Consider the following 26,216-nt stretch of genomic DNA (forward strand, 5'->3'; position numbering starts at 1 on the left):
ACTTAAACTTTTTCTGATATGATGCTTCCCGTATTCATATTATTGCCCGTCCTGGGCGCGTTCCTCGCCTGGCTCGCTTCGGCGGTGAACAAAACGTTGCCGCGCTGGGTGGCCCTGCTGGTGATGCTCGCCGGGCTGGCGATCTCCGCGGGCATGTGGTGGCAGGTGCAGGACGATATCTATTTCATCGGCGACCGCTGGCTGCAAACCTACGAGCTGCCCTGGATGCCACGTTTCGGTATCAGTTTCTCGCTGGCACTGGACGGGCTCAGCCTGCTGATGCTGGTACTTACGTTTTTCCTCGGTGCGCTGTCTGTAATGGTGTCGTGGAAGGAAATAAAGGAACGGTCGGGATTCTTTCATTTTAACCTCCTGTTCGTGATCGGCGGCATTGCGGGCGTGTTTCTCACCATGGACCTTTTCCTGTTTTATTTTTTCTGGGAAGTGATGCTCATTCCCATGTATTTCCTGATCGGCATCTGGGGCCATGGCAACAGGTTGTACGCCGCGCTCAAGTTTTTCCTGTTCACGCAGGCGGGAGGGCTGCTGATGCTGCTGGCGATACTCGGGTTGTATTTCGTACATGCGTCCGCCACCGGCACGTTCACCTTTTCATATTTCGCATTGCTCAATACGCCGATGGCCGTGGAAACGGGCCGCTGGCTGATGCTCGGTTTCCTGGTGGCGTTTATCGTAAAGCTGCCGGCATTTCCTTTCCACACCTGGCTGCCCGATGCGCATACCGAAGCGCCTACCGCCGGTTCGGTGATACTCGCGGGGCTGCTGCTGAAAACAGGCGCTTACGGCATTTTGCGTTTCGTGATCCCCATATTCCCCGAAGCGTCGCAGTTCTTCGCCACCTGGGTGATGCTGCTCGGCGCGATCGGCATTTTGTACGGAGGGAAACTCGCGTACGCGCAAACCGATTTCAAACGGCTGGTGGCCTACACCAGCGTGAGCCATATGGGATTCGTGCTGGTGGGCGCGTTTGCGTTCAACCCGCTGGCCTACCAGGGCGTGGTGATGCAGATGATCACGCACGGCATCAGCACGGGCGCATTGTTCATGATCGCCGGTTCGCTGTACGAAAGGCTGCATACGCGCGAGCTGGAGCAAATGGGCGGCCTGTGGCCGGCGTTGCCGAAGATGGGCGTGGTAACGATGGTATTCGTAATGGCTTCGCTGGGTTTGCCGGGACTGGGCAACTTCATCGCGGAGTTCCTGATACTGGCCGGCAGCTGGCAGGCCGCGCCATGGATCACCGTGGCCGCTACGGCCGGCCTGGTGGTGGCCACCATATACAGCCTGCGCATTATGCAGAAAGTATTTTTCGGCACTTCGTTGCGCGAATACAAACTGCCCGACCTCAGCCTCCGTGAAATGCTGATGATGGCGCCGCTGATCGCCGCCATCATTTGGCTGGGCGTGTACCCGCAACCGGTGATCAACGTAGCGCAAAGGGCGATGCCTTCCGTGGCCGTTCATTCCACCAAATAAAAAAAACAAGCGTATGTCCGCATCAGACCTTCTCAGTTTACTTCCCCTGCTTATTATCAGCGGGGCGGCCGTGATCGCGATATTGCTGGTGGCCATACGCCGCAATCACCGCGTGATGCACGCTTTTACGGTGTTCGCTTTTATCTGCGCGCTGGCGGCTTTGTATTTCCAGCCGTACGCCGTGCCGTACGTGATCGCGCCGCTTTTCGTGGTGGATGCGTTCGCGTTGTTTAATACGGGGCTCATCCTGCTGGCGGGGCTTAGCGTGCTGTTCCTGTCTTACAGTTATTTCGAGCAGCGGGAAGAACGGAAGGAGGAGTATTACATTCTTTTGCTGCTGGCTACGGTGGGCGGCATGGTGCTGGTGATCAGCCAGCATTTTATTTCGCTGTTCCTCGGGCTGGAAACGATGAGCATCAGCCTGTACGGGCTGATCGCATACCTGCGCGCAAGGGAGCGGTCAGACGAAGCGGGGATCAAATACCTGCTGCTGGCGGCGCTTTCTTCCGCCTTTTTGTTGTTCGGCATGGCGCTGGTGTATGCGGAATCGGGGAAGATGGATTTTACCGGCATCGGGGCTTACCTCGAAACGATACATTCCGCCCCCGTGGCCGTAGTGGCCGGTTTCGGGCTGATGGTGATCGGCGTGGGTTTCAAGCTGGGCATTGTGCCGTTCCATATGTGGGCGCCGGATATTTACGAAGGCGCGCCGCTGCCGGTGGCGGCGTATATCGCCACCGTGTCCAAAGGCAGCATGCTGGTGCTGCTGATGCGGTTTTACAGGGATATTAACGGGTATGAATACACGATATTATGGTGGGTGTTCGCCATCATCGCGATGGCGAGCATGTTTGCCGGCAACTGGCTGGCGCTGATGCAGCAGAATGTGAAGCGCCTGCTGGCGTATTCGTCCATCGCGCATATGGGTTACATCCTGATCGCGTTCCTGGCAGGCCAGGAAGCGGGGCAGGAGGCGGTGATATTTTACCTCGTGGCGTACGTGATCACGAGCATCGGTGCATTTGGCGTGCTGGCCCTGATGTCTGACGAAAGGAACGATGCGGAGAACCTGCAGGACTTCAGCGGCCTGTTCTGGCGGCAGCCCTGGCTGGCGGCCATTTTTACGGGCATGTTGCTGTCGCTCGCGGGCATACCGCTCACCGCGGGTTTTATCGGCAAGTTTTACGTAGTGGCTGCCGGCGTGGATGCGGAATTATGGCTGCTGCTGGTGTTGCTGGTGGTGAACAGCGTCATAGGCCTGTTCTATTACATCCGGCTCGTCGCGATCATGTTCCAGCCGCTGCCCGGGCCGGCGGTACGCAAAAGGATGCCTTTTTTCGGCATTTTCGCGCTTTCGGCGCTGATGGTGCTGCTGCTGTGGCTGGGCGTGTATCCTTCCGCCTTGATCTCCGTGATCAGGAATATGATGCTGACCATGGGGTAAACGCAGCCTGCATAAATTAAAATTCGGCACTCATCATACACCGCGCCCGTTCCCCGGAACCGGCTTTTTTATGGCGGAGCGTTCCGGGAGACCTGTAACGACCGGCTCAAGGTGGACATAAGGCCGATCCGGAAGGATTCAAGGCCGATTCAAGGCCGATTCGAGGCCGACTAGAGGCCGTTATGGGCCAATCCATGTGTCGGCTTGCTTCCAGTATCATCGTTGCTTTACGTTCCCTGCACACGGCCTTGCCCTGGTTGCGTTTTACCTGGCTACCGCTCGCGGGTGGCTTAAATGCATTTTTAGACGGCTGAATTTCCCCTCCGGCGTCCGGTTCCGGACATCGATGCCTGCCAACGCCCTTCGTCCTGTTTTTCCGGCCATTTGTCCCAAATACAGCCGTGCGCCTGCCCGTTGGAACCGCTTTTTCCATTATTTTGCACCATTGCCAATTTGATTTTTACCATAACCCAAATCTGCTTATGCTAAATCGACTATTGAAGTTATCCGGCTGGGCGCTGCTCGCCGCAGGTTCCCTTACCGCACAGGCGCAGTCCGGTACGAAACTGCTCCGGAACCCCGCCGTCAGCGAAAAAAACATCGCTTTTATGTACGCCGGGGACATCTGGATCGCTAACCGCGACGGCTCGTCGCCCCTGCGCCTCACCGTGAATCCCGCCTTTGAGCAGGACCCCTACTTTTCGCCCGACGGAAAATGGATTGCATTTACCGGCAACTACGACGGGAATTTCGACGTGTATGTGATACCCGTTGAAGGCGGAGACCCGCAGCGCGTAACGTATCATCCTGCGCGAGACCTGGTGCGCGGCTGGATCGGCAACGACCGCATCCTGTTCGCATCCGGCGCCATTTCGCCCACCATGCGCACCACCCAGCTGTTTTCCGTGAGCATCAAAGGCGGCCTGCCCGAGGTGCATGCAAAGATCCCGGAAGCCACGCAGGGCGCCGTGTCGGCAGACGGCAAGTTCACCGCTTACATCAAAAATCCCGATCCCACCGAAGGCAGCACTACCACCTGGCGGCCGTTCAAACGTTATCGCGGCGGTTATATGCCGAAGATCTGGATCTTCAACAACGCCACCACGCAGATCGAAGAGATACCCGCGGCCAATTCCAATAACGTTCGCCCCGTGTGGGTCGGCAAAAGCGTCTATTTCCTCAGCGACCGTAATCATACCATGAATATTTTCCGGTATGATACGGACAGCAAACAGGTAACGCAGGTGACGAAGTTTACCGGCGCCGATGTTAAAACCCTTACCTCAGACGGTAAAACGCTGGCGTTCGAACAAAACGCGACCATTCACCTGCTGAACCCCGCCGGCAATAACGTCACCGATGTGCCCGTGCTGATCCGTGCGGACATTCCCTACAAACGCCCGCATTATGAAAAGATCAGCGCTTTCGAACGCGTGAACATTTCGCCGACCGGCCAGCGCCTGCTGGTGCAGGGAAGGGGCGAGATCTTCAGCATCCCGAAAGAAAAAGGCGATGTGCGCAACATTTCCAATTCTCCCGGTTCCCACGAACGCGAGCCCGCCTGGTCGCCGGATGGCAAATGGATCTCTTACCTTTCCGATAAAGACGGCAATTATAAACTCGTATTGCGCGATCAGAAAGCGCTGAAAGACCCGGTGGAGATCGAGTTGGGGAAAACCGTGTATTATTTCGGGCCCACCTGGAGCCCGGACAGTAAAAAGATCGTGTTCAGCGACGCGCATTTCAACCTGTTTTACCTCGACGTGGCTTCCAAAAAAGTAACGAAGGTGGACACCTATTCCAACGGTTCCATTCCTTCCGGCAGCTCCAACGTGTTCGCGCCCAGCTGGAGCCCCGATTCTAAATATATTACCTACGTGAACGTGCAGCCCAACGGCTTCGACGCGGTGTATCTCTACAGCATCGCATCCGGCAAAAGCGCCCGGGTGTCCGACGGGATGAGCGACGCCGGCAACCCCACGTTCAGCGCGGACGGCAAATATTTGTTCTTCCCTGCCAGCACCAACAGCGGCATGGCCATCAGCGGGCTGCACATGCTCACCTACGAAAGGAAAGTGACCTCGAATATTTACGCCGCATTGTTATCCAAATCCACCCCCACCATCTTCACCCCCGAAAGCGATGAAGAAACGGTGAAGGATGCGGACAAAGACAAAGAAAAGGAGAAAGACAAAGACAAAAAAGATACTTCCAAAACCGCCAAACCTGCGCCTTCAGACGTGGACTTCGACGGCATCCAGGACAGGATCATCGCCCTGCCGTTGCCCGCGGGCAATTACCGCTCGCTGAATGGGCTGGTGAAAGACAAACTCTTCTTTATTTCCGACGACGAGATCCGTTATTACGACCTGAAAGAACGCAAATCCGAAACCTTCGCGAAAGGTTACGGCTTCATCGTTTCGGCGGACGGTAAAAAGATACTGCTCGCTTCCGGCGGCAATTATCATATTGTGGATGCGGGCCGCAAACCCGGCGCAGGCGAGGGAAAAGTAGACGTTTCCGGCGTAAGCCTGCTGGTCGATCCCGTTGCGGAATGGAAACAGATCTTTGACGAAGTGTACAAGATCGAAAAGGACTTTTTCTATGTAAAAAATATGCACGGCGTAGACTGGGACGCAAACAAAAAACGCTACGAACAGCTGCTGCCGTACGTAAGCAACCGCGCGGACCTTACGTACCTGCTCAACGAAATGATGAGTGAAATGGTGGTAGGCCACAACTACGTTGGGGCAGGCGATTTCCCGCAAGGCCCGAACGTAAGCGGAGGTTTGCTGGGCGCGGATTACGAGATCAGCAACGGCAAATACCGCATCAAAAAGATATACGGCACCGAACGCTGGTACCCCACCAACAAAGCGCCGCTGAGCGTTCCCGGCCTCGATGTGAAAGAAGGCGATTATATCCTGGAAGTGAACGGCAGGGCGTTGACGGAAGACATGAACATTTCCCAGTTGCTGGAAGGCAAAGTAGGCAACCAGGTGTTGCTGAAAGTGTGCGGCCAGCCGAACGGCTCCGGTGCGCGGGAGATCGTGGTGGAGCCGGTTTCGCTGCAGGGCGAACTGGCGCTGCGTTTGTCTGACTGGGTGGAAAGCAACCGCCGCAAGGTAGACCAGCTCAGCAACGGCAAGATCGCTTATGTGTACATGCTGAATACCGGCCAGGAAGGCTACACTTCTTTTAACCGCATGTATTTCGCACAAACGGACAAAAAAGCGTTGCTGCTGGACGAGCGTTTCAACGGCGGCGGTTCCGTGGCGGATTACGTGATAGACATCCTCGACCGCGAAGTGCTCAGCTACTGGGGCGTGCGCGACGGGCGCAGCTTCACCACGCCGGGCAATTCCATCTATGGCCCCAAAGCCATGCTGATCAACGAATACGCGGGCTCCGGCGGCGATATGATGCCCTGGATGTTTTCGCAGAAAAAACTCGGCAAGCTGGTCGGCAAACGCACCATGGGTATTTTGGTGGGCATCAGCGGTTATCCTTCGCTGATAGACGGCGGTTTTGTAACCTCGCCGAGCTTCGGCATCTACGATACCAAAGGCAACTGGATCATCGAAAACTATGGTACGCCCGCCGATGTGGAAGTAGAACAAACGCCCGCGGACGTGATCGCAGGCCGCGACCCGCAGCTTGAAAAAGGCGTGCAGGTATTGCTGGAAGAACTGAAAACAAAATCTTACGAGCCCGTGCCCAAACCGGCGGACCCTGTGAGAGTGAAATAACTGATTGTATTGGTTAGAAAATGAAAGAGGCCGTCCCACGCTGGAGACGGCCTCTTCGTATTATTGACACGCGGGATTTTTACAGCCCGTCAACCCAATTCGGATTCTGGGAGAGATTGGTGTTCAGCTGTCTTTCCTGGATGGGAACAGGCTGAAGGTAATCCCTGTCTTCATTAAAGGTTTTGGTGGTACTGCGGTTGATGATCACATTACCGCCAGCGGCGCCGTTTTCCAGGTCGATCTCGGAGCCCAGTTTGAAGTACTGAACGCCCGCTACCGGCGTGGGTTTGGTGCCTTCATAAATATACACGTCGGTTTTCCCGTTGCGGTCGAGGTCGTACTGGCCAACGCCGGGGAAATACATGCCTTTGAACTGGCGTACCAGGCTTTGGCCGGATTTCCACCGCATGAGGTCGTTCCAGCGGTAGCTTTCCATCACCAGCTCGATCCTCCTCTCGCGGCGGATCTCGAGTATCACGCCTCTGTTCGCGCCCGTTACGCCGGGATATTGCGCTGCCATGTACGGGTCTGCGCTTGCATTGGCGGCGGCAAGGTCCAGGTTGGGCATGCCCACGCGGTCGCGCAGCAGCTTGATGGATTTGTCGATATCCGCCTGTGTGAGCGTGCCCAGTTCCGCTTTGGCTTCAGCAAAGTTGAGCAGCACTTCCGCGTAGCGGAAAATAGGCATGGAATTGATGGAACGGTTGTAAGAATCGAAAGACATGTCCGTTACGAACTTGATCAGCTGGTAGCCGGTCACGCTTGCGCCGAAGTCGGGCACCAGCGGGTTGGTGGTGCCGATGCGGGCGTAACCCGGGGTGCGGATCGTTTGTGACAGGCGCGGGTCGCGGTTCTGGGTTTCAGCGTAAAAAGTGATGGTGTCGTAACGGGGAATGTCCGTAAAACGGGAACCGTCCGCCATCAGGTAGCTGTTCACCAGTTGTTTGTCCAGGCCAGGTTTGCCGTAGGAAGACGTGATCGTATAGTAGTTCACGTTATGCCATACAGACAGCTCGTTGCTGAAATTTTTCGCGAGAATGATCTCGTCCTTGATCGGGGCGATGGAAGCGAAAAGCTCCAGGTACGCTTTTTCCGGCGTAGACGTGTAGATCTTGTATTTTCCGCTCGACATCAGCTGCTCGGCTGCCGCCGCGCCTTTCGTGAGCAGGGCTTCCCAGCCGGTTTCGCCGCGGTATTTTCTCCAGGTGCCTTCGAACAGGCATACGCGGCTCAGCAGCGCCATGGCCGTGTATTTGGTCACCAGCTCGGTGGTGGGGCCTGATATGCCGGGATAGGTAAGGTCGTCTATTTTTTCGATCGCATACTCAAGGTCTTTAACGATGGAATCCACCACGAGGTTACGGGGATCTCTTGCTTTGGTAAGCATCGCCTTGTCTGTTTGCAGAATGGCGGAAGAATACCAGGGCACATCGCCGAAACGCTGCACTTTGTCGAAATAGAAATAGGCGCGGAAAAATTTGGCTACGCCTGCGTAGCGGCCTGCCTGGCTTTCGGGCATCACGCGGTTATAGTTGTCGAGGAAGAAGTTGATCTTGCGCAGCTCCGTCCAAGTCCAGTTGCCGCCGGTAAGCGGTACGGTGCGGCGGCCGGTGATGTTGTCGCCGAGGGACTGTTTTACGACGTTGTCGATGTCTTCGTTATATACGCCTTCCGCGCTGGGAAATGCGCTGTAAAAGGAGTTGAGGTAAAACCTCAGCTCGTTGTCGTTGTTGAAATACTGGTCCGGCGCGATCTGCGACTGCGGCTGACGGTCCATGAATTTCTCGCAGCTGCTGAATAAACCCGCCGCGGCTATTGCTAGTATGGATAATTGCTTTTTCATTTCAATTGCTCGTTTAAGTGATTAGAAAGACAGGTCCAGACCGGCGGAGAATGTTTTGCCGAACGGATAAACGCGGCCGTTTGCTTCGGCGTTGGCCTGCTCCGGATCGATGTATTTGGATTCCAGTTTGGTCCAGGTTACCAGGTTGTCGCCGCTCACATATACGCGGAAGCGGTTTAGCTTCAAGCGTTTGAGCATGTTGTCCGGCAGTGAATAACCGATGGTGAGGTTTTTCAGGCGGAGGTATGCGAGGTCCTGCATGTACCTATCGTTTACGTTGGTGAGCGGGTTGTTGCCATTGAGGGCGATGTAGCCGCGCAGACGGGGGAAGTAGCTGTCCTGCCCTTTCTCCGGTGTCCACACCAGGTCGGGGAAGTTGGTGGGCAGGAAGGAGTAGTAAGGACGGCTGTAGGGGCCCCAGAATTTATCCGCGTTCGCACCGGGGTACCAGTTCCTTTTGCCGATGCCCTGGAAGAAGAAAGACAGGTCAAAGCCATTCCAGCTGGCGCTGCCGTTGAAAGCGTAAGGGTAACGCATCTGGCTGTTGCCGAGGTAAACGAGGTCGCCATGATCCGCAAGGGTGTTCAGGCCCGGACTGATCTTGCCGTCTCCATTGAGGTCCTGGAATTTCAGGTCGCCTGCGCGCAGTTTGTTCCACTGGCCGGAAGCGCTCTTGATGTTGGAGCCAACGAGGTCTTGGTTCACTTTCGCCTGCCATGCGGCTGCTTCTTCATCGCTGTTGAAGTAGCCGTCTGTCATGTAACCCCACATGGCGCCGTATTTCTGCCCAACGTAATAAGTGCTGAGCAAGTTGGTCGGGTTGTCGAACCTGGTGATCACGGACCTGTAGTCGCTCAGGTTAGCGCCGATGCTCCAGATGAAGGGTTTGCCCGCAAGATCGAACTGGTCGTTGTAGCTGATGTTGATCTCAAAACCTTTGGTGCGGAGGTCGGCGGCGTTTTCCTGCGGCTCGCCGGTACCGAATACCACGGGAAGGGTCGGGCCTTTGGTAAGCATGTCTTTCGTATCGCGGATATAATAATCCAGGCTTAAGCTCAGTTTGTTATTGAACAGTCCCGCGTCGATACCGAAGTTTTGCGAAGCCGTTTTTTCCCAGGTAAGAGAGGGAGAAATGGCGTTCGGCGAAGTGAGGTATTCGAGTTTTTTGCCGCCCGCGATCCAGTCCAACGTGCCGCGGTTCAGCAGCGGGATGTAAGGGTAGGGACTGGAAGTTACCTGGTTGCCGAGCTGGCCATAGGAAGCGCGGAATTTCAGGTCGCTGACGATATTTTTAAGCGGTTCGAAGAAATTCTCTTCACTGATTCTCCAGCCTGCGGATACAGAGGGGAAAAAGCCGAAACGCTGGCCTTTCGGGAAACGCGAAGTACCGTCGTAACGACCGTTCGCTTCGAACAGGTATTTGCCTTTATAGTCATAGTTTACACGGGCGAAGAAGCCGAGCAGCGCCCATTCCTGTTGCAGGCCGTTGGTGGTGAAGTAACCGGAGCCGAGGCTGATGTCGTTCAGGTCCTGTGAAAGCAGGTCGCCGCGCTCGGTGTTGATGCGCTTGAACTGTTTCAGCTCCTGGTTGTAACCCGCCATGAATTTTACATTGTGTTTGCCGTAGCTCTTCTGGAATTCGCCATAGGCGTTGGCAACGTGATAATAATCCTGGTTGGTCTCTTCACGCAGGAAGTCCGGCCTGGGCACTTTGCTGATCACGCCGGGATAGATGGAGTACGGGGAAGACGTTTGCCTGAAGCTGGCGGAAGTGGGGTTGTCGTTATCCCTGGCTGGGTTCAGCGTGAAGGTATAGTTAGCGTACAGGTTGATGTTGTCGTTCACCCTGATGGTGGCGCCCCAGGTGCTCATCAGTTCGTTCCAGCGGTCGGTGCCTTTGTTTTTGCCGTACAGCAGGTCGGAGAACAGGCCGTCGCCGATCTGGTAGTTGTTCAGCGCGGTGATGTAGGTGGCCGTGCCGTCCGGGTTCTTGGGAACGTAGGAGGGAAGGGCGTGTACGGTAGTGTTCACGAAGTTCGTGTTCGGGTTCCACCCGGGATAGGTGTATTTGCCGATCATGAACTGGGTGTTGTTCGTGAAGGTCAGCCATTTGTTAGCGCGTACGGTGAGTTTGGTGCGCAGGTTGAATGAATTGTATTCATCGCGGTTGTAGCGCATCATGCCTTTTTTGTTGTACATACGGCCGGAGATCAGGAAGTCCACTTTTTCGGTGCCGCCGGATACGCTCAGGCTGTGCTCCATCCCGTCCTGCGAAGGCAGGAAAAATTCTTTCCACCAGTCCGTGTGGCCGTAATAGATATACTGCTCGCGGCCGTTGCGGATATCGGTTACCACGGTGGGCAGCGATTTGTCCGTCTGGCGTTTTTTCAGCTCTTCCATGTCTGCCGGCGTGTAACGCGTGTAGGTATTACCGGTGGTAACAAGAAACGCTTCGTCGTTCAGCATGGCGGAAGTATAACCGTCTGTGATATAATCTGTACTTACGGTGCTGTACGATTTGGAGAAATTGTTGCCGTAATTCACCGTGAGCTTGCCTTTTTTGGCGGCTTTGGTGGTTACCAGTACTACGCCGAAGGCTGCGCGGGCGCCATAGATGGCGGAAGCGGCTGCGTCTTTCAGGATGGTCACGGTTTCAATATCGCGGGGGTTCACATTGTTCATGGAACCGGGCACGCCGTCGATCAGTACCAGCGGGGTGGCGCCGGAGCTGAGCGGGTTGGTGCCGCGAATGTTGAAGCGGCCGTTGGCGCCGGGGCGGCCGTCGGTGAACGTAATGTTCAGGCCGGGAACCGCGCCCTGCAGGGCCTGCGTTACATTAGCTACAGGCCGGTTTTCCAGCACTTCCGAGCCTACCTGCGAGATCGCGCCGGTAAGGTTCACTTTTTTCTGGGTGCCGTAACCAACCACTACCAGCTCATTGAGCTTCTGGTCCCCTTCTTTGAGCTGAACGGACAGCGTGTTGCCGCCGTTGTTGAGTACTTTGTCCTTGATCACTAAGGGCTCAAATCCGATGAATGAAAAGGTGATCTGCAGGGGAACGCCCGCGGGCAGGTTGGCAATAGAATATTTGCCGTCGGAAAGAGAAGCAGTGCCTTTGCGCTGGCTGCCTGTTTTGACTTCCACCGAAACCCCGGGAAGCTGTTCGCCTTTAGAGCTTGTAATTACGCCGGATAAGCTGGCGCCGGTTTGCTGGGCATTGGCTAATGCCGGGAAAAGGCATAGCAGCAATAGTAACCAGCCGCTGAGTGATCGAAGCGTGGTGAGCATGTTTGAAGGTTTTATAGTTATACAAATACAAAGAGTATGGAAATGTCATGTCCGTTCAGGGCAGGAGCCTGCGCTGTCATTTTTAAAGCGTCAGCAAATACAAGATTGCGGGCGCAAGTTGTGAATAAAAGGAGAGTTTACGCCTCCTTTCAGGTTAAGTAACCATTAAAGAATTGTTAAGGAAATGAAATGCCTTGCTGATCATACGTTTTCACTGTTTTTAGTGGAATTAGATAGTCTGTTAAACCGAGTTTTGGTTGAAAATCCCTTGTATATCGTTTTGGAATATGGTATCGATGTCCAAAATAGTAAGAATTTCGACATTTTAATAAAAAAATAACAAACAAAATGGAAGTAAATTGAAATAAAATGCAATTGGGCGAAAGAACCGTAAAACCTGGGAGAAACCACCGCCTGGCCCCACGGAACCCGTTTTTCAGTGTTTTTGTTTCCGCATAGCCGCTTTTCCGGGTTTTGGCCGGCATGACTTTTACACATGCAGCATCTGCATGCACCGTTCGTTGACTGGTGGATTTGAGGGGACGTTATCTTGAAATTAATTGTAGCGGCAAGGCCCGCCGGTTCGGCCATCCGGTTATGCTGATGGAAAATTTACGCCGGCAGCGTGCTTTCGTTATTTCATAACGAGCTGCACCGTACTGTCCGACCGCTGTTCCAGCAGCACTTTCCTTCCTTTGGTGAGCTCTTCCAGCAAACCGTTTTTGTAATGCCTTACCGTGAGCAGCTCAAGGCCTTCGTTGTAGGAGATCTTGAAACCCTGGTGCAGGGCTTTGATGAGCAGCTCGATCTTTTCGGGGTTATTGTCTATACAGCAGGAAAATGTGATCGCCGCATTTTGCGTGAGGTTGATCTTGATCTTTTTATCGTGGAAGATCTCGTAGATGTCGCTGATCTTGTCTTCGGTGATAAAAGAAAAATCGCGGGAGGTGATGGAAATAAGCACCTGGTTTTTCTTCAGCACGATAATGGGCGGCAGCTTGCGGTTGTCCGCATCCTGACGGATCACCGTGCCGGGAAGTTCTTTGTCCAGGAAACATTTTACGTATAAGGGGATCTGTTTGTTCTGCAACGGTTTGATGGTTTTGGGGTGGATCACCTGCGCGCCGTAATACGCCATCTCGATCACTTCGCCATAGGCGATCTCCGGGATGTTGATGGTGTCTGCGAACAGTTTTGGATCGGCGTTTTTAAGACCTTCCACGTCTTTCCAGATGGTCTGGCTTTCGGCGTTGAGCAGGTTGGCGAACACGGCGGCGGAGAAGTCGCTGCCTTCGCGGCCGAGGGTCACGCTTTCGTTCTGATCGGTGCTGCCGATGAAACCCTGTGCGATCACGATGTTCACGGCGTTGAAGAGCGGCATCACCTTCTGGTTCACCTGCAGTTCGGTCACTTCCCAATTGATGTTCGCGTCGCGGAAATTATCGTCTGTGCGGAACACGTCGCGCACGTCTACCCAGGTGTTGATAATGCCGGCCTGGTTGAAGTAGGCGCTTACGATGGCGGTGCTGAGCAGTTCGCCGAGGCCTACCAGCTGGTCGTAATAATAATCGTAATTGCGGAGGGGTTTTTCGCCGAGCGTCCATTCCGCTTCGGTGAAGAACTGCTGCAGCTGCGTGAACAGCGGATGCTCGCGGGTGCCCAGCAGGTTTTCGGCGGTTTGGATATGCTGCTGCTCGATGTTGTAGAGCAGCTGCGCGGCGATCTCCCTTTTGCGCATAAAATAGTTCCGCGCCACCTTTTCCAGTTCGTTGGTGGTTTTGCCCATGGCCGAGATCACGACCAGGAGTTTGTCGTCCGGGAAAGACTGGATGATTTTGCCGACCTGTTGTATGCGCTCAATAGTTTCTAAACTTGCGCCGCCAAATTTGAAAACCTTCATAAGGAGAATCCTCTTCTTTTAAAAAATATCCCGCAAAATTACATCAATTGTAGAATTGTTTAAAAATCTCTTTGCCGGAAAATGACCGTTTTCTTATAAAACCCAATGTTTTAGCGTTTTAGCTTAATTTAGCGCACCCAAACCTAAACACGTATATGAAAATGAACAACCGAGTGATGACGCTGGATGAATTTACGATCCAGGAACTGCGCAATTACCCCGGCGCCACGGGCCAGCTTTCCGGCCTGCTGCGGGATATAGGCCTGGCTTCCAAAAGAGTGAACGTGGAAGTGAACAAGGCCGGCATCGCGGATATTTTGGGGGAAGCCGGCAAAACCAACGTGCAGGGCGAATCCGTGAAGAAGCTGGATGAATTTGCCAACGACCAGCTTATCAATTCCCTGCGCAACAGCATCTACTGCTGCGGCGTGGCTTCCGAGGAAAACGAAGATTTTATCGCTTTCGACGACGAGCTGTCGATGAACTCCAAATACGTTGTGCTGATGGACCCGCTGGACGGCTCCGGCAATATCGACGTGAACGTTTCCATCGGCACCATTTTCTCCGTATACCGCCGCCTGTCGCCCAACGGCACGCGCTGCACGCTGGAAGACTTCCTGCAGCCGGGCAGCCAGCAGATCGCCGCGGGTTACATCATCTACGGTTCTTCCACCATGCTCGTATACGCCACGCGGCGAAGCGTGCAGGGCTTTACGCTCGATCCGAGCATCGGCGAGTTCTGCCTCAGCCATCCCAATCTCAAAGTACCCGACGACAGCGATATTTTCTCCGTAAACGTGGGCTATTATCATCTTTACGAAGAAAAAGTAAGAAAGGCCATCGACCTGTTCATGGCGAAAGACGCCAATCAGAAAATATACCGTCACCGCTTCGTAGGCTGCATGGTGTCTGAAATACACCGCACGCTGGTACAGGGCGGCATTTTTATGTATCCCGTTTTCGGAAAATACACCCAAGGCCGTTTGCGCCTTTGTTACGAATGCAACCCGATGAGCTTTCTCATGGAAAAAGCCGGCGGAATGTCCATCGCAGACGGCGAGCGGCGTTTGCTGGACATCAAGCCCACCGAGCTGCACCAGCGCATTCCCATTTTCATCGGCTCGCGTAAGATGGTAGAAGCCGTGAAAGAAACCCTCCGCTAAAACTGGCCTGATATTGGATCATACAATTTTTAGCATTAAAAATCCGTTTTAAGAAACATGTTTAACCAGCATTATTGTAAGATCCTTGTACTGGCGGCCTGCGTATTCGCCGCCTCCCAGTCCGTGGCCTGCTCCAGGCCCGTAGCGCCTTCCGCTTCTTCATCCGCCGCGGCGAAGGACGGAGATGAGCGATCCGTGGAGGAAGACATCCTTTTTTACGTGAACAAGTTCCGCCGTTCCAAAGGCCTGAAACCGCTGGAGCTTAGCAACGTGGTCAGCATCGAAGCGCGCGACCACAGCAAATCCATGGCTACCGGGCGCAGGGGCTTCGGGCACGACGGGTTTGAATCCCGCGTGGGAGACATCTCCAAAAAACTCGGCACCGTCCGCGCCGCCGCCGAAAACGTGGCATACGGCAACCTCAGCGCCCAGGCCGTGGTAGACGGATGGATCAAAAGCCCCGGCCACCGCAAGAATATGCTGGGCGACTTTAACCTGATCGGCATCGGCACGGCCAAAGGAAAGGGCAACATCGTTTATTTCACGCAGATATTCATCAACAAGCCGGCGACCACGGCTAAAAAATAACTGCTTACTAACTGTTTATTTGAGTGTAGGGGCGCGGGAAACCGCGCCTTTACGCATTTTAAGGCCAGGCATACGCTGCAATGTTTTTTGCCGTATTTTGGCCCCATGGAAAAACGAAAGATCATTGAAGTGAAAGACCTGGTGAAGAAGTACGGGGATTTCACCGCCGTGAAAGGGATCAGCTTCGACGTGTACGAGAACGAGGTGTTCGGCCTCCTGGGCCCCAACGGGGCGGGCAAAAGCACCACCCTCGAGATCATCGAGACGCTCCGGGAAAAAACCTCGGGCAGCATTGTGGTAGACGGGATCAATCTCGACGAAGACCCCGAAGCCATCAAACAGCGCATCGGCGTGCAGTTGCAGACTTCCGGTTATTACCCCGGCCTCAACCTGCTGGAGCTGATAGAAATGTTCGGCGGCCTGTATAACCGGAAAGTAGACGGAAAGGCGCTGCTGCGGCAGTTTAACCTGGAAGACAAGGCCGCGGAGAAATACAAATCCCTGTCCGGCGGCCAGAAACAGCGTTTTTCCATCGCCACCACGCTCATCAACCGCCCCCGCATCATTTTCCTCGACGAGCCCACCACCGGCCTCGACCCGCAGGCGCGCCGCAATCTCTGGACGCTCATCCAGCAGGTGCGCGAACAGGGCACCACAGTGGTGATCACCACGCATTACATGGACGAAGCCGAGTTCCTCTGCGACCGCTGCGCCATCGTAGACAGCGGGAAGATCATCGCGCTTGATTCGCCGGACGCGCTGATCGATCAACTGGTGGCGGGAGGTTTCGAGCGGAAAAAAGAAGTGAAGCTGGCCAACTTGGAAGATGTGTTCATTCACCTCACCGGTAAGGACCTGCGCGAAGAATAATCCTTCAAAACGCCCGTATAATGGAAGATTTACGCTACCCCATCGGCCGCTTCCATGCGCCCGCCGTGATCACCGCAGAGATGCGGAAAAAATTCATCAACGATATCCGGCACCTGCCTTCGCTGCTGGAGCTGGCCGTGCAAAACCTGGACGCGCACCAGCTGGAAACGCCATACCGCCCCGGCGGCTGGACTGTGGCGCAGGTAGTGCACCACGTGGCCGATTCGCATATGAACGGCTTTATACGGCTGAAGCTAGCCCTCACGGAAGATAATCCTACCATCAAACCCTACGACGAAGCCGCTTTCGCGGAGCTGCCCGATGTGCAGTACACGCCCATCAACATTTCCATCACGCTGCTGCATGCCCTGCACGCCCGCTGGGTAGCCGTACTGGAACATATGGACGCGCGCGCCTGGGACAAAACTTTTTTTCATCCCGGTAACAACGCCTCCTACAATCTTGCCACGCATCTTGCCAACTACAGCTGGCATGGCCTGCATCACTTCGCGCACATCGAAAAGCTGAAAGAGCGCGAAGGCTGGCAATAACCCATCACTATAAAACGACACCGCTTTGCATTGGAAAACTTTAGGATCGGAATACCTGTTTAGAGAACCATGGCTCACCGTGCGGAGAGATATCTGCGAAACGCCGATGGGCAAACATGTAGACGCTTATTACGTGCTCGAATACCCCGATTGGGTGAACGCCATGGCGCTCACGGAAGACGGGAAAGTGCTGCTTATCCGCCAATACCGCCACGCTATCGGGCGGGTGCTGGAGGAAATTCCCGGCGGCGTGATGGACCCGGAAGATGCCGGCCCTGAAGTGGCCATCCGCCGCGAACTGCTGGAAGAAACCGGTTATGCTTTCAGTGAAATATACGGTTTGGGAGAAGTGTCCGCCAATCCATCCACCACCACCAACCTCGTGCATATGTTCCTCGCCGTGGGCGGTAAAAAGGTGCAGGAGCAGGACCTCGACGATAATGAAGAGATCGAAGTGCTGACGGTGAGCATTGAAGAATTGCGGGAGATGCTGAAAAAACGCGAGTTCCTGCAGGCGCTGCACGTTACCTGCCTGTATTACGGCCTTGAAAAACTCGCTGAATTGCAGGCGAAACAATAACTAGATCCTGCCGCTGCCAACAGGCATTTCGCCGACGATAAACACGCTTCCGCAAACCAGGATCATATCGTCTTTTCCCGCATGGGCCTGCGCCGCGGCATAAGCGGACGGTACATCGGGATAAGCTGTGCCTTGTAAATCCTCTTCCCTGGCTAGTTTCAGCAGATCGTTCTCATGCATGGCACGGGGTATCTGCGCTTTGGTGAAATAATAGGTTGCATCGGGCGGCAGCTGCCGCAGCGAGGCGGCCACATCTTTATCTTTCACAAAACCGGTAACGATATGCAGTTTGCGATAACTCACCAGCGCCAGCTGTTCCATGATGGCGTGGATGCCGGCTTCGTTGTGCCCTACGTCCAGCACGGTGTAAGGGTTTTGCGCGATCACTTCCCAGCGGCCGCCTAAACCCGTAAGGCGTTTTACGTTGGAGAGCGCCGCGCGGATGGTTTCCTGCGGCACGGGAAAACCTTTCAGCTGCAGTATTTCCATGGCGGCGAGCACGCCGATGAGATTTTTTTCCTGGTAATGCCCCGGCAGGTCGAGCACGTAAGGCTCCACGTCTCCGGTGGGAATGTATTCAACGGAAAGATGCAGCGCGTTCGCCCCCGGCTGGCGGTGGATCACGCGGTATTCCTTGTCCGCAAAACGGATCGGCGCGTTCCGTTTGTCTGCTGTGTCGCTGAACACGCGCACCGATTCGGGCTGCGTTTCGCTGATCACCACGGGCGTGTCCGGTTTGATGATCCCCGCTTTTTCAAACGCGATCTGCTGCAGGGTATCGCCCAGGATGTTCATGTGGTCGTAACTGATATTTGTGATCAGGGAAAGTAGGGGAGAGATGATGTTGGTACTGTCCAAACGACCGCCCAGACCGGTTTCTATCACTGCGATATCGATCTGTCGTTCAACAAAATATTCGAAGGCCATGGCCACCGTCAGTTCAAAAAAAGAAGGCTGTATGGTGGCGATGCTGGGCTTCATGCGCTCCGTAAAACGGACCACCGCTTCTTCCGGTATCATTTCCCCGTTCACTTTGATCCTTTCCCTGAAATCGTGCAGGTGGGGAGAAGTGTAAAGGCCGGTTTTGTAGCCCGCCTGCTGCAAAATGGCGCTGAGCATATGGCTGGTAGAGCCTTTGCCGTTGGTGCCGGCGATATGGATGGAAGGGAATTTTTGTTCAGGATGGCCGAGTATGCCGCACAGCTCGCGGATATTGAGCAGGTCGTTTTTAAATGCGGACGCGCCCACTTTGCTGAACATGGGCAGCTGGCTAAAGAGGAATTCGATGGTTTGCTGATAATTCATAAAATCGCCTGGCTATATGTCAGGGCAACCCAGCTGGTTACGCTTCTTTCTGAAGATGCCGCCGTTGCCTTTATCCCAGCTCCATTTGTTGAAACGGATCGGAATTATGCGCAAAGCTACGAATACATCCGCATGATTAATTGTTTCACGGAAGAGGTTAGTGAAGATAGAGGCGGAGCCGATTACGAGCGGGCCCGCGCGCAGCACCACGCCCGCGTCTGCCTGTCCGAAACGGTTCACCTGGAAAGGAAGGTACGCGCCCAGGTAAGTGCTTTCCCAGCGCGGCGTGATCTGCAATTGTGTGAGGGCGGTGGTTTTATTGTCGTCTTTTTTGCCGCCGTTGAGCGCCACGGTAGCGCCCGCGCTCACGAAAAAGCGCCCGTCGATATTGTAATCGCCCATCAAATTAAGACTGGTGGGCAGGTTCATATAAAAATTGTCTTCGGTTTCGAGCGGGGTGAACATGCCGGCCAACCTGCTGGTCCAGCTGCGGATGCTTTCTTCTTTTCTTTTGTTGAGAAGATTGACGGGTATGTCCTGCCCGCGCATATCGAGATTGGCGCTGGTAGCCGATTTTGTATACCGGATGCCGCCGATGTCTACGATAGACACGCCCAGTCGTGCTTTCCAGGTATCGGCGTCCGGGTTCCAGTCGCCGCCTTCGTGAATGGTGTTAAGCCCGTCGTTGTCCGGCCGCCATTCGTACACCACGCCAATGTCCGCACCGATGCCGGGGTTCTGGAACGGGCTGAAGTTGGCCATCACGTTGTCTTTATCCCAATCGTCCTGCCCTTCGTCGTACGCGAAAAAGAACTGTCCGCTGTTGATGTCCGCTTTCGTCCGGTCTTCAAAAAGAAAAGAAGCATCCCGGCCTACGCCGTAAGCGGCGGCCTGCCCGCCGAGATATTTCAGGGTAATGCCTGCTTTCCAGCGATGATCGCCCTGGTCTTTGATCACCCGTGAATAGCTGAAACCGAACTCGTTCCACGAATGGCCGAAAGCGGCGCCGTATTCGTCTGCGAACGTTTGGTCGAAATAGCGGGGATTCGGGTAGTCGAGCATGAAGAAATTAGTGGTGGTGGTTTGCGCCCCGCCGCCCCATGCGGAGCCGCGCACGCGCCAGGTGAAGGCGACGGACTGCCGTTCGTCTATCGAATACAGCACGGAAGGCAGCATCAGGTCTGCGCTGCCCCAGGCGTATTGTTTTTGGGAAGGCGTGGCGTTGCTGTCCGGGAAATAATCGACGTTCCTGACCAGTTTTTCACCTGAAAGCAAAGAGGATTTCAACGCGCGGATGTAAGTGTTGCCTGCCTTTACGTCGGCGCCAACAATGTTTACGTCCCAGCGGTAGCGGGTACCGGCGCCGAGGGCGGGGTTAAAAGGAATGGCGTGTACGCCTGCATAATGGCTGGTATTGTAACCGGGGAACGTCTGCGCCTGTGCCGCAGTTGCAACGCACAGTATCAGCATGGCCGTTAGAAGTCGTTTAAGCAGCATAGAATAGTCCGCAGATTAGTTCGCATTAGTTCTTATAACGGGAAATCGGGCGGAATATTCTGCCTTGCCGTTATCTTGATTTGAAATAAAAACGGATCGTGCCGAATTGTTCTTCCGGCGCATCCGTGCTGGAATTGTATTTGATCTTCATGGCCGCGTCGCGCGCAATGCGCACCGCTGTAGGATTACTGATGGTTGAGCGGTTTAAGGTATGCGTAGCGCTGATCACATTGCCGTTTCTGTCTACTTTAATGTTTATGGCAACATACCCTGTTTCGTTGCCTTCCCATTCTACAGAAGGCCGGTTCACAAGATTACGGCCGCTCAGCCTGAAGTCCGACGCGCCCCTGCCTGCGCCGGGCGTGCCGGTGTAGCCGGTGGCATTGGGATCGCCGCCGATCACGCCACGGTCGCCGGGCCTGCCGGTATTGCCTTCGCCGGTGGAATTGTTGCTGCCGTTGGCCCCGTTACCGCTGTTGGCGCTGGTAGACGAACCGCCGGTGAACACGGCTTTCGGTTTCGCCGGAGCGGGCGGTGTGGGCACGGGCGGCTGCACCGCTTTCGGTTTGCGTGTTTCCTTTGGGGTTTTCGATGTTATCGTTTTGGCAATTTCTTTCGGTTTGGGAGCGGGTTTGGGCGGCTGTTCCACTTCCGGGGCCTCCTCTTCGTTCTGCGTGGCCAGTTCCTGCGTATTGCCCTGCTCTTCCGCCTGCGCGGGCGCGGGTGGCGGCGTGGAAGGAGCAGGCTGCGCGGCTGCCGGAGGGTTCGGGTTGAGCGGCTGTTCGTCGCCCATGCCATCGTTTGACGTGCCGAGATTCACTTCCATTCCCAGGTCCTGGTCAGGCAGGGGCGGAGGCGCGGAAAAACTGATGAGGAACAGACCCACTAACAGTAACGCATGCACGGCGATGGTGACGCCGGCCGCTTTTACGTTCTTTTCTTTTTTTTGTTCAGCCATGGTGTTCCAAAGTTAATATTTTTTTGTTACGGCAATAGCCCGGCCGTTTGCTGCAAATTTCCTGCCGTTTCGCGTGGTTCGTCCGCTGCTAATGCGATTCATCATTTCGCTTTTGGAAAATGTGCCGCCCCAATGTAGTTTGCGGGCAAATGTTCCACAAAACGCTTTCCCTGTATAGAAGCGCCTACGGCGGCATCCCGCGCCGCGTCTGGCTGCTGGCCGCCGTGTTGCTCATCAACCGCAGCGGCGCGATGGTGATCCCTTTTCTGACCATTTATCTAACGTCGAAACTGGGGTTTTCATTGGAACAGGCAGGGCTTATTGTGACCGTTTACGGTTCCGGCGCCATCGCGGGCGCCTGGCTTGGCGGAAAATTGTCGGACGCCATCGGTTTTGCGCCCGTGCAGTTCTGGAGCCTGGTCATGAACGGGCTGCTGTTCTTTTTGCTCGGACAAATGCACACTTTCCCGCAGGTGACCGCCATGATGTTCGTCACCGGGGTGTTCGCGGAATCTTTCCGGCCGGCCAACATTGCGGCCGTAGCCCATTACAGCGACGTGGCCTCCCGCATGCGGTCTTATTCGCTGCTCAGGCTCGCGTCTAACCTCGGTTTTTCCATCGGCCCGGCCATCGGCGGGTTATTGGCCACCATCAGCTACAACCTGCTGTTCTGGACGGACGGTTTCACCTGCATCACCGCGGCCATCCTGCTGCGCGTGTTCCTGAAACCGGTGCGCAGCATAGGCGGAAAAGGAACGGTGGCCGTAAAGCCGGTACACGGCGGGGTTTCGGCGTACACAGACAAAGTATTCCTTTTCTTCATCGTGCTTGTTTCGCTATTTGCCATTTGTCTTTTCCAGCTGTTCAATATCGTACCGGTGTATCTGAAAGAAAAAGTCCGGATGTCTGAAGCGCTTATCGGCGTGATGATGTCGGTGAACGGTATATTGATCGCGCTGATCGAGATGGTGCTGGTGTACAAACTGGAAAACAAACGGCCGGACGTGGCGTACATGAGCATGGGCAGCATTTTGCTGGGCATGGCTTACCTGATGTTCAACATCCTGCCGCCGGTGTACGCGGTGGCGTTCGTGTACATCGTGACGTTTACGGCGGGGGAAATGCTGAGCATGCCTTTTATGAACAATTTCTGGATACACCGCAGCAAAGAGCATAACCGCGGGCAATACGCCGGGCTGTACACGATCGCGTATTGCGTGGCCACCATCGCGGCGCCAACGCTGGGGGCTTTTACGGTGGAAAGGATCGGGTTTGATAAATGGTGGTATATCGTGGGCGGCATCTGTTTGCTGGCCAGCATCGGTTTCAGGGTGATGCTGAAGCGCGGGAACGCCACGCCCGCGCCCGGCCCGCGCCCTGTAATGGAAAACGCCGCGGTGGAAGTGTAACCTCCGCCGCGGCGTTGCCGTATTATTTTTAAGAAGCGCTTACGCGTGCGCGAAATCCGCTTCGTAATTCCCTTTAATCCTTTCTATGGGCGGGTTGAAATACCCGAATTTCAGATCGGGGAATTCATCGCGCAGCAGTTCCATCATCTGTTTCATGCCCAAACAATCTCCCGTTTCCGTAACGCCCAGTTTGCCCAGGTACCAGTCCGGATCGATATTGAAGTTCCGCCACTGGATCATGTTCAGCCCCGTTTCGATGATCACCTGGCGCAGCGCTTCGTATTCCTCCACACTGTCCGTCATGCCCGGGAACACAAAGTAGTTGATAGACGCCCATCCACCGGATTCACGCACCACTTTGATGCTTTCGATGATGTCTGCGAACGTATAATTGTTCGGCCGGTAATACGGCGTGTAAATATGTTCGCGCACGGAGTTCATGCTCACGCGGATGCTGTTGAGCCCCGCTTTGCAAAGCTCGCGCACGGCCGCCGGTTTGCTGCCGTTGGTGTTGATATTGATGCTCCCTTTCGGGGTGTGTTTGCGGATCTCGAGAATGGATTCACGGATGGTTTCCCACATCAGCAGCGGCTCTCCTTCGCAGCCCTGGCCGAAGCTCACGATCGGGTAAGGAGCGGTTTCGAGGTGCGGCACGGTGAACTCGACGATCTCCGCCGCGGTGGGCTTGAACGTGAGACGGTCCTGCGTGCTGACGATCGTTTCTTCTTCCGGCTGGAACGAAATGCAGCCAACGCAATTGGCGTTGCACGCGGGGGAAGAAGGGATGGGGCATTCCCAGCGGCCCATGAAGTAGTTGCGGGCGGCGGGACAATGATACGTGAGCGCGCAATTGTTCGCCAGGTGCTGCACCAGCCGGTTGTGCGGGTAAGCTTCCAGCATGTGGCTGACGCCGCTTTTCACTTTGTTGTCGCTGAAGCCGGCGCATTCCTGCCGGATGTCTTGCTCGATGCGTATGGCCGGAACATAAAATTTATCGCCGTGCCAGCCTGCCGCGGTGTAGCAGAACAGGGGCAGGGTAGGCGCGTCGGGCGCGGTTTCGTACGCGGCGAGGTAAAAGCCGGTGTGCGCGGGAGGAATAAAAGCCGCTACGGCCCATCCTTTTTCGCAAAGGCGCATTTCGCCGGTATTTACGTCGATGCCGATACCGCGTCGGCCCGGCAGCTCGTAGAGGTTGCCGCCTTCGGGCAGCTCGATCCACTCGTCTTCAGGGATGGGAATAGCGTCCCAACCGCTGCGGCCTACCACGTAAAGGGAAGTATCTTCAAAAATATTCCCTTTACCGTCTGAATACATTATATAAGGCGATACATTCATGCGTTGATCCTTGATTGAAAGAAAGCGTTCATTTCTGCTGCTTCCACCGGGCCAAATTCGTCCAGCACTTCGAGCTGCAGCAGTTTATTGTTTTTAAAATCGAGCGTAAGCAGGTCGTTCCGCAAAATTACGTTTTTCATTTCGTTCCATCCGTGGCGGCGCGAGCCGAATATGGTGGGCAATGTAATGGCCGTATTGTCTGCCGTTACGTACGAAGGCTGCAATATCCGGTATTCGGCATAACCGATGTAGGCCACGCCCAGCCCGGCGAGCAGCAGGGTGAAGCCGATGATGGGCTGCATATGCGATAAAAAGAACAGGCAACCGCTGAGCATGGTGAAAGCCTGCAGCATGCGCAGCACCGTATTCGTTTCCGCGATCTTGCGCACGCGGCGCAGCATGAAGGGGAACAGCAGGCTGGCCACGCCCATCACTACGAACAGCGCGGCGATGAACCAGTTCGGGTTGGGCATTTTGTACACGCCGATCACGTTGAACAGGAAAAGTATCCCGATCATGCCGTGCATGACCGGCTGCAAACGCAGGCGCGTCATAGCGTTGGGATGTAGTATGCGGAATTTGTACATGTTTATTTCACCATCAGGTTACACAATTTGAAAAGCATACGGGCGCCTACGTTAGCGTCCCATTCATCGTGCCCGGCGCTTACTTCGTTCAGGTCGAAACCGATCAGCCTGCGGCCGCTTTCCACCAGCTTTTTGAAAAGATAGAACACCTGCGGCCCTTCGAGCCCGCCGGCCACGGGCGTGCCGGTATGCGGGCACAGCTTCGGGTCGAGGCCGTCTATGTCGAAACTGATGTACACCTGCTGCGGCAGGTGGTCGATGATGCTGTCGCAGATGCTTTTCCAGGTTTCGCCTTCGTATTGCCGTTCTTTGATGTCCTGGTCGAAGAACGTTACCACGCGGCCTTCGCTGTTCTTAATATAATTCACTTCCTCGTCGCAATAATCACGAACGCCCACCTGTACCAGCTTTTTGAGCTGAGGCACTTCGGCCAGCGCGTTGTACATGATGGAAGCGTGGGAATATTTGAAACCTTCATAACTGTTGCGCAGGTCTGCATGCGCATCGATCTGCAAAATGCCGAAATCGCCCTTTTGTTCGCCGAGGGAGCGGTAATAACCCAGCGGGGTGCTGTGGTCGCCGCCCACGAGGCCCACCAGCTTGCCTTTTTCGAGCAGCTCTTTGGTTTGGGCGTATACCCATTCGTTCATTTTCTCGGTGCCGCGGTTCACATCGTCTACCGAGCGCCGGAGGAACTCGTTCTCGGAAATATCCCCGCCTTCGGAAAGGAATTTGAGATAAAGCTCGGCTTCTTTGCGGAGATAATCGCTTTTCAGCAGCAGCTGGCGGTTGCTTTCCCGCATAAAAAAGCCCTGTTTCCAGCCGTCTTTCACGTCCGCGTCATAAATATCCACCTGCAGGGAGGCCTTAAAGATCTGTTCCGGGCCACGGGCGGTACCGTTGCTGTAGGAAACCGTCACTTCCCAAGGCACGGGCAGCAATACCAGCCGCGCGTCCTCCTCGCTGAAAGGCAGCCCAAATATGTTATTGGACAGCAATCCCGGCGAATTGGGGTCAAATTGCGATAAATCAGCCATGATAAATCATTACTTTGCTTATTTCGGCGCAAAGGTACAGGTAAAAATTGGATTACCCGGCGCGGAAACCTGACGAATATCAGCCGTTTGTCATGGTTTTTTTGGCTACCTTTGTTCACTACTAATTGCTAATCTGGTAAGGATGAAGAAAACAAGTATTATTCTGCTCATTGTAATAGCGGTTTGCGTTGCCGGTATGGTGATGATGGTGGGGGACTTCAGTACCTATGAAACCTTTGCCACCGCAAGAAAAAAAGAAGGCAAGGAGATCCACGTGATCGGCGCGCTGGACAAAGGCAAAGCCGTGGTGTACGACCCCGTGGTGAACGCCGATTTTTTCAGCTTCCATATGAAAGACAAAAGCGGGGATATCGTGAAGGTGGTGTTTAACGGCACCCGCCCGACCGATTTCGAAAAATCAACGGAACTGGTGCTGACGGGGAAAATGGTGGGGAACGAGTTCCATTGCAGCAAGATACTCATGAAATGCCCTTCCAAATATAAAGATGAACAAACGGCCTACAGCGCCTCGAAAGATATTTAGCAAACTGTAACTGTATACCGTCTGCCTTTGCCTCTCATACCCGGCCACGGCGCGATTTCATAACGTCTTAC

The 26,216-nt window shown here is 54.7% G+C and carries 20 protein-coding genes; 10 read left to right on the forward strand and 10 right to left on the reverse strand.

The annotated features are described in order from the left end of the window. Positions 1-18 precede the first annotated feature (18 nt). A complete protein-coding gene (nuoM, locus tag J7I43_RS16840) occupies positions 19-1,497 on the forward strand; it encodes an NADH-quinone oxidoreductase subunit M (protein ID WP_209147020.1) in 1,479 nt (492 codons plus the stop codon). Between the two features lie 13 nt (positions 1,498-1,510). Beyond that, positions 1,511-2,941 (forward strand): NADH-quinone oxidoreductase subunit N, encoded by a 1,431-nt coding sequence (locus J7I43_RS16845; RefSeq protein WP_209147021.1) that lies wholly within the window; start codon positions 1,511-1,513, stop codon positions 2,939-2,941. A 302-nt stretch (positions 2,942-3,243) separates the two neighbouring features. Here J7I43_RS16845 and J7I43_RS16850 read toward each other — a convergent pair whose 3' ends face one another. Next, positions 3,244-3,408, reverse strand: a complete 165-nt coding sequence (locus tag J7I43_RS16850) for a hypothetical protein (protein WP_209147022.1) — start codon at positions 3,406-3,408, stop codon at positions 3,244-3,246. A gap of 15 nt (positions 3,409-3,423) precedes the next feature. Here J7I43_RS16850 and J7I43_RS16855 point away from each other — a divergent pair, with 15 nt between their 5' ends. Then, positions 3,424-6,690, forward strand: coding sequence for a S41 family peptidase (locus J7I43_RS16855; protein ID WP_209147023.1), 3,267 nt, complete (start codon positions 3,424-3,426; stop codon positions 6,688-6,690). Between the two features lie 79 nt (positions 6,691-6,769). Here the strand turns inward: J7I43_RS16855 and J7I43_RS16860 are convergent, their stop codons facing one another. The 3 genes from J7I43_RS16860 to J7I43_RS16870 all read right to left on the reverse strand — a co-directional run bounded on the left by J7I43_RS16860 (position 6,770) and on the right by J7I43_RS16870 (position 13,721). Next, positions 6,770-8,533, reverse strand: coding sequence for a RagB/SusD family nutrient uptake outer membrane protein (locus J7I43_RS16860; RefSeq protein WP_209147024.1), 1,764 nt, complete (start codon positions 8,531-8,533; stop codon positions 6,770-6,772). Between the two features lie 21 nt (positions 8,534-8,554). After that, on the reverse strand, positions 8,555-11,821 hold the full coding sequence (locus J7I43_RS16865; protein ID WP_209147025.1) for a SusC/RagA family TonB-linked outer membrane protein: 3,267 nt from the start codon (positions 11,819-11,821) through the stop codon (positions 8,555-8,557). Positions 11,822-12,455: 634 nt separating this feature from the next. Further along, entirely contained in the window at positions 12,456-13,721 is a 1,266-nt protein-coding gene (locus J7I43_RS16870; protein ID WP_209147026.1) for an aspartate kinase, read from the reverse strand. Between the two features lie 155 nt (positions 13,722-13,876). Between J7I43_RS16870 and fbp the strand changes: the two genes are divergently transcribed. From fbp to J7I43_RS16895, 5 genes are all read left to right on the forward strand, one after another. Next, entirely contained in the window at positions 13,877-14,884 is a 1,008-nt protein-coding gene (gene fbp, locus J7I43_RS16875; protein ID WP_209147027.1) for a class 1 fructose-bisphosphatase, read from the forward strand. Between the two features lie 57 nt (positions 14,885-14,941). Then, on the forward strand, positions 14,942-15,472 hold the full coding sequence (locus tag J7I43_RS16880; protein ID WP_209147028.1) for a CAP domain-containing protein: 531 nt from the start codon (positions 14,942-14,944) through the stop codon (positions 15,470-15,472). 105 nt (positions 15,473-15,577) lie between these two features. After that, entirely contained in the window at positions 15,578-16,342 is a 765-nt protein-coding gene (locus J7I43_RS16885; RefSeq protein ID WP_209147029.1) for an ABC transporter ATP-binding protein, read from the forward strand. Positions 16,343-16,362: 20 nt separating this feature from the next. After that, the gene (locus J7I43_RS16890; protein ID WP_209147030.1) at positions 16,363-16,893 is read left to right on the forward strand and encodes a YfiT family bacillithiol transferase; all 531 of its coding nucleotides are present in this window, start codon (positions 16,363-16,365) and stop codon (positions 16,891-16,893) included. Between the two features lie 25 nt (positions 16,894-16,918). Continuing rightward, a complete protein-coding gene (locus tag J7I43_RS16895; RefSeq protein ID WP_209147031.1) occupies positions 16,919-17,473 on the forward strand; it encodes an NUDIX hydrolase in 555 nt (184 codons plus the stop codon). Here J7I43_RS16895 and J7I43_RS16900 read toward each other — a convergent pair whose 3' ends face one another. The 3 genes from J7I43_RS16900 to J7I43_RS16910 form a co-directional block, all read right to left on the reverse strand. Next, positions 17,474-18,778: a bifunctional folylpolyglutamate synthase/dihydrofolate synthase gene (locus J7I43_RS16900; RefSeq protein ID WP_209147032.1), complete on the reverse strand. Its 1,305-nt coding sequence runs from the start codon at positions 18,776-18,778 to the stop codon at positions 17,474-17,476. A gap of 12 nt (positions 18,779-18,790) precedes the next feature. Next, on the reverse strand, positions 18,791-20,248 hold the full coding sequence (locus J7I43_RS16905; protein WP_209147033.1) for a DUF5723 family protein: 1,458 nt from the start codon (positions 20,246-20,248) through the stop codon (positions 18,791-18,793). A 97-nt stretch (positions 20,249-20,345) separates the two neighbouring features. Further along, complete coding sequence (locus tag J7I43_RS16910; protein WP_209147034.1) at positions 20,346-21,233, reverse strand: hypothetical protein; 888 nt, start codon at positions 21,231-21,233, stop codon at positions 20,346-20,348. Between the two features lie 149 nt (positions 21,234-21,382). On the opposite strand from J7I43_RS16910, the gene J7I43_RS16915 reads away from it, so the two are divergent. Next, on the forward strand, positions 21,383-22,642 hold the full coding sequence (locus J7I43_RS16915; RefSeq protein ID WP_209147035.1) for an MFS transporter: 1,260 nt from the start codon (positions 21,383-21,385) through the stop codon (positions 22,640-22,642). A 39-nt stretch (positions 22,643-22,681) separates the two neighbouring features. Here the strand turns inward: J7I43_RS16915 and J7I43_RS16920 are convergent, their stop codons facing one another. From J7I43_RS16920 to J7I43_RS16930, 3 genes are read right to left on the reverse strand one after another with little or no spacing between them, the layout of a single operon-like run. Further along, entirely contained in the window at positions 22,682-23,977 is a 1,296-nt protein-coding gene (locus J7I43_RS16920) for a radical SAM protein (protein ID WP_209147036.1), read from the reverse strand. After that, the gene (locus J7I43_RS16925; RefSeq protein ID WP_209147037.1) at positions 23,974-24,564 is read right to left on the reverse strand and encodes a hypothetical protein; all 591 of its coding nucleotides are present in this window, start codon (positions 24,562-24,564) and stop codon (positions 23,974-23,976) included. The genes J7I43_RS16920 and J7I43_RS16925 overlap by 4 nt, the downstream gene beginning before the upstream one ends. Positions 24,565-24,566: 2 nt before the next feature. Further along, on the reverse strand, positions 24,567-25,601 hold the full coding sequence (locus J7I43_RS16930; RefSeq protein ID WP_209147038.1) for an agmatinase family protein: 1,035 nt from the start codon (positions 25,599-25,601) through the stop codon (positions 24,567-24,569). Between the two features lie 142 nt (positions 25,602-25,743). On the opposite strand from J7I43_RS16930, the gene J7I43_RS16935 reads away from it, so the two are divergent. Continuing rightward, on the forward strand, positions 25,744-26,145 hold the full coding sequence (locus J7I43_RS16935; protein ID WP_209147039.1) for a cytochrome c maturation protein CcmE domain-containing protein: 402 nt from the start codon (positions 25,744-25,746) through the stop codon (positions 26,143-26,145). Positions 26,146-26,216: the final 71 nt, after the last annotated feature.

This window comes from Chitinophaga chungangae (assembly GCF_017742215.1).
GTDB lineage: Bacteria > Bacteroidota > Bacteroidia > Chitinophagales > Chitinophagaceae > Chitinophaga > Chitinophaga chungangae.

Coding starts and splice junctions, on each gene's coding strand:
- nuoM (WP_209147020.1), top strand. CDS start 19: ATGATGCTTCCCGTATTCATATTATTGCCCGTCCTGGGCGCGTTCCTC.
- J7I43_RS16845 (WP_209147021.1), top strand. CDS start 1,511: ATGTCCGCATCAGACCTTCTCAGTTTACTTCCCCTGCTTATTATCAGC.
- J7I43_RS16850 (WP_209147022.1), bottom strand. CDS start 3,408: ATGGTAAAAATCAAATTGGCAATGGTGCAAAATAATGGAAAAAGCGGT.
- J7I43_RS16855 (WP_209147023.1), top strand. CDS start 3,424: ATGCTAAATCGACTATTGAAGTTATCCGGCTGGGCGCTGCTCGCCGCA.
- J7I43_RS16860 (WP_209147024.1), bottom strand. CDS start 8,533: ATGAAAAAGCAATTATCCATACTAGCAATAGCCGCGGCGGGTTTATTC.
- J7I43_RS16865 (WP_209147025.1), bottom strand. CDS start 11,821: ATGCTCACCACGCTTCGATCACTCAGCGGCTGGTTACTATTGCTGCTA.
- J7I43_RS16870 (WP_209147026.1), bottom strand. CDS start 13,721: ATGAAGGTTTTCAAATTTGGCGGCGCAAGTTTAGAAACTATTGAGCGC.
- fbp (WP_209147027.1), top strand. CDS start 13,877: ATGAAAATGAACAACCGAGTGATGACGCTGGATGAATTTACGATCCAG.
- J7I43_RS16880 (WP_209147028.1), top strand. CDS start 14,942: ATGTTTAACCAGCATTATTGTAAGATCCTTGTACTGGCGGCCTGCGTA.
- J7I43_RS16885 (WP_209147029.1), top strand. CDS start 15,578: ATGGAAAAACGAAAGATCATTGAAGTGAAAGACCTGGTGAAGAAGTAC.
- J7I43_RS16890 (WP_209147030.1), top strand. CDS start 16,363: ATGGAAGATTTACGCTACCCCATCGGCCGCTTCCATGCGCCCGCCGTG.
- J7I43_RS16900 (WP_209147032.1), bottom strand. CDS start 18,778: ATGAATTATCAGCAAACCATCGAATTCCTCTTTAGCCAGCTGCCCATG.
- J7I43_RS16905 (WP_209147033.1), bottom strand. CDS start 20,248: ATGCTGATACTGTGCGTTGCAACTGCGGCACAGGCGCAGACGTTCCCC.
- J7I43_RS16910 (WP_209147034.1), bottom strand. CDS start 21,233: ATGGCTGAACAAAAAAAAGAAAAGAACGTAAAAGCGGCCGGCGTCACC.
- J7I43_RS16915 (WP_209147035.1), top strand. CDS start 21,383: ATGTTCCACAAAACGCTTTCCCTGTATAGAAGCGCCTACGGCGGCATC.
- J7I43_RS16920 (WP_209147036.1), bottom strand. CDS start 23,977: ATGAATGTATCGCCTTATATAATGTATTCAGACGGTAAAGGGAATATT.
- J7I43_RS16925 (WP_209147037.1), bottom strand. CDS start 24,564: ATGTACAAATTCCGCATACTACATCCCAACGCTATGACGCGCCTGCGT.
- J7I43_RS16930 (WP_209147038.1), bottom strand. CDS start 25,601: ATGGCTGATTTATCGCAATTTGACCCCAATTCGCCGGGATTGCTGTCC.
- J7I43_RS16935 (WP_209147039.1), top strand. CDS start 25,744: ATGAAGAAAACAAGTATTATTCTGCTCATTGTAATAGCGGTTTGCGTT.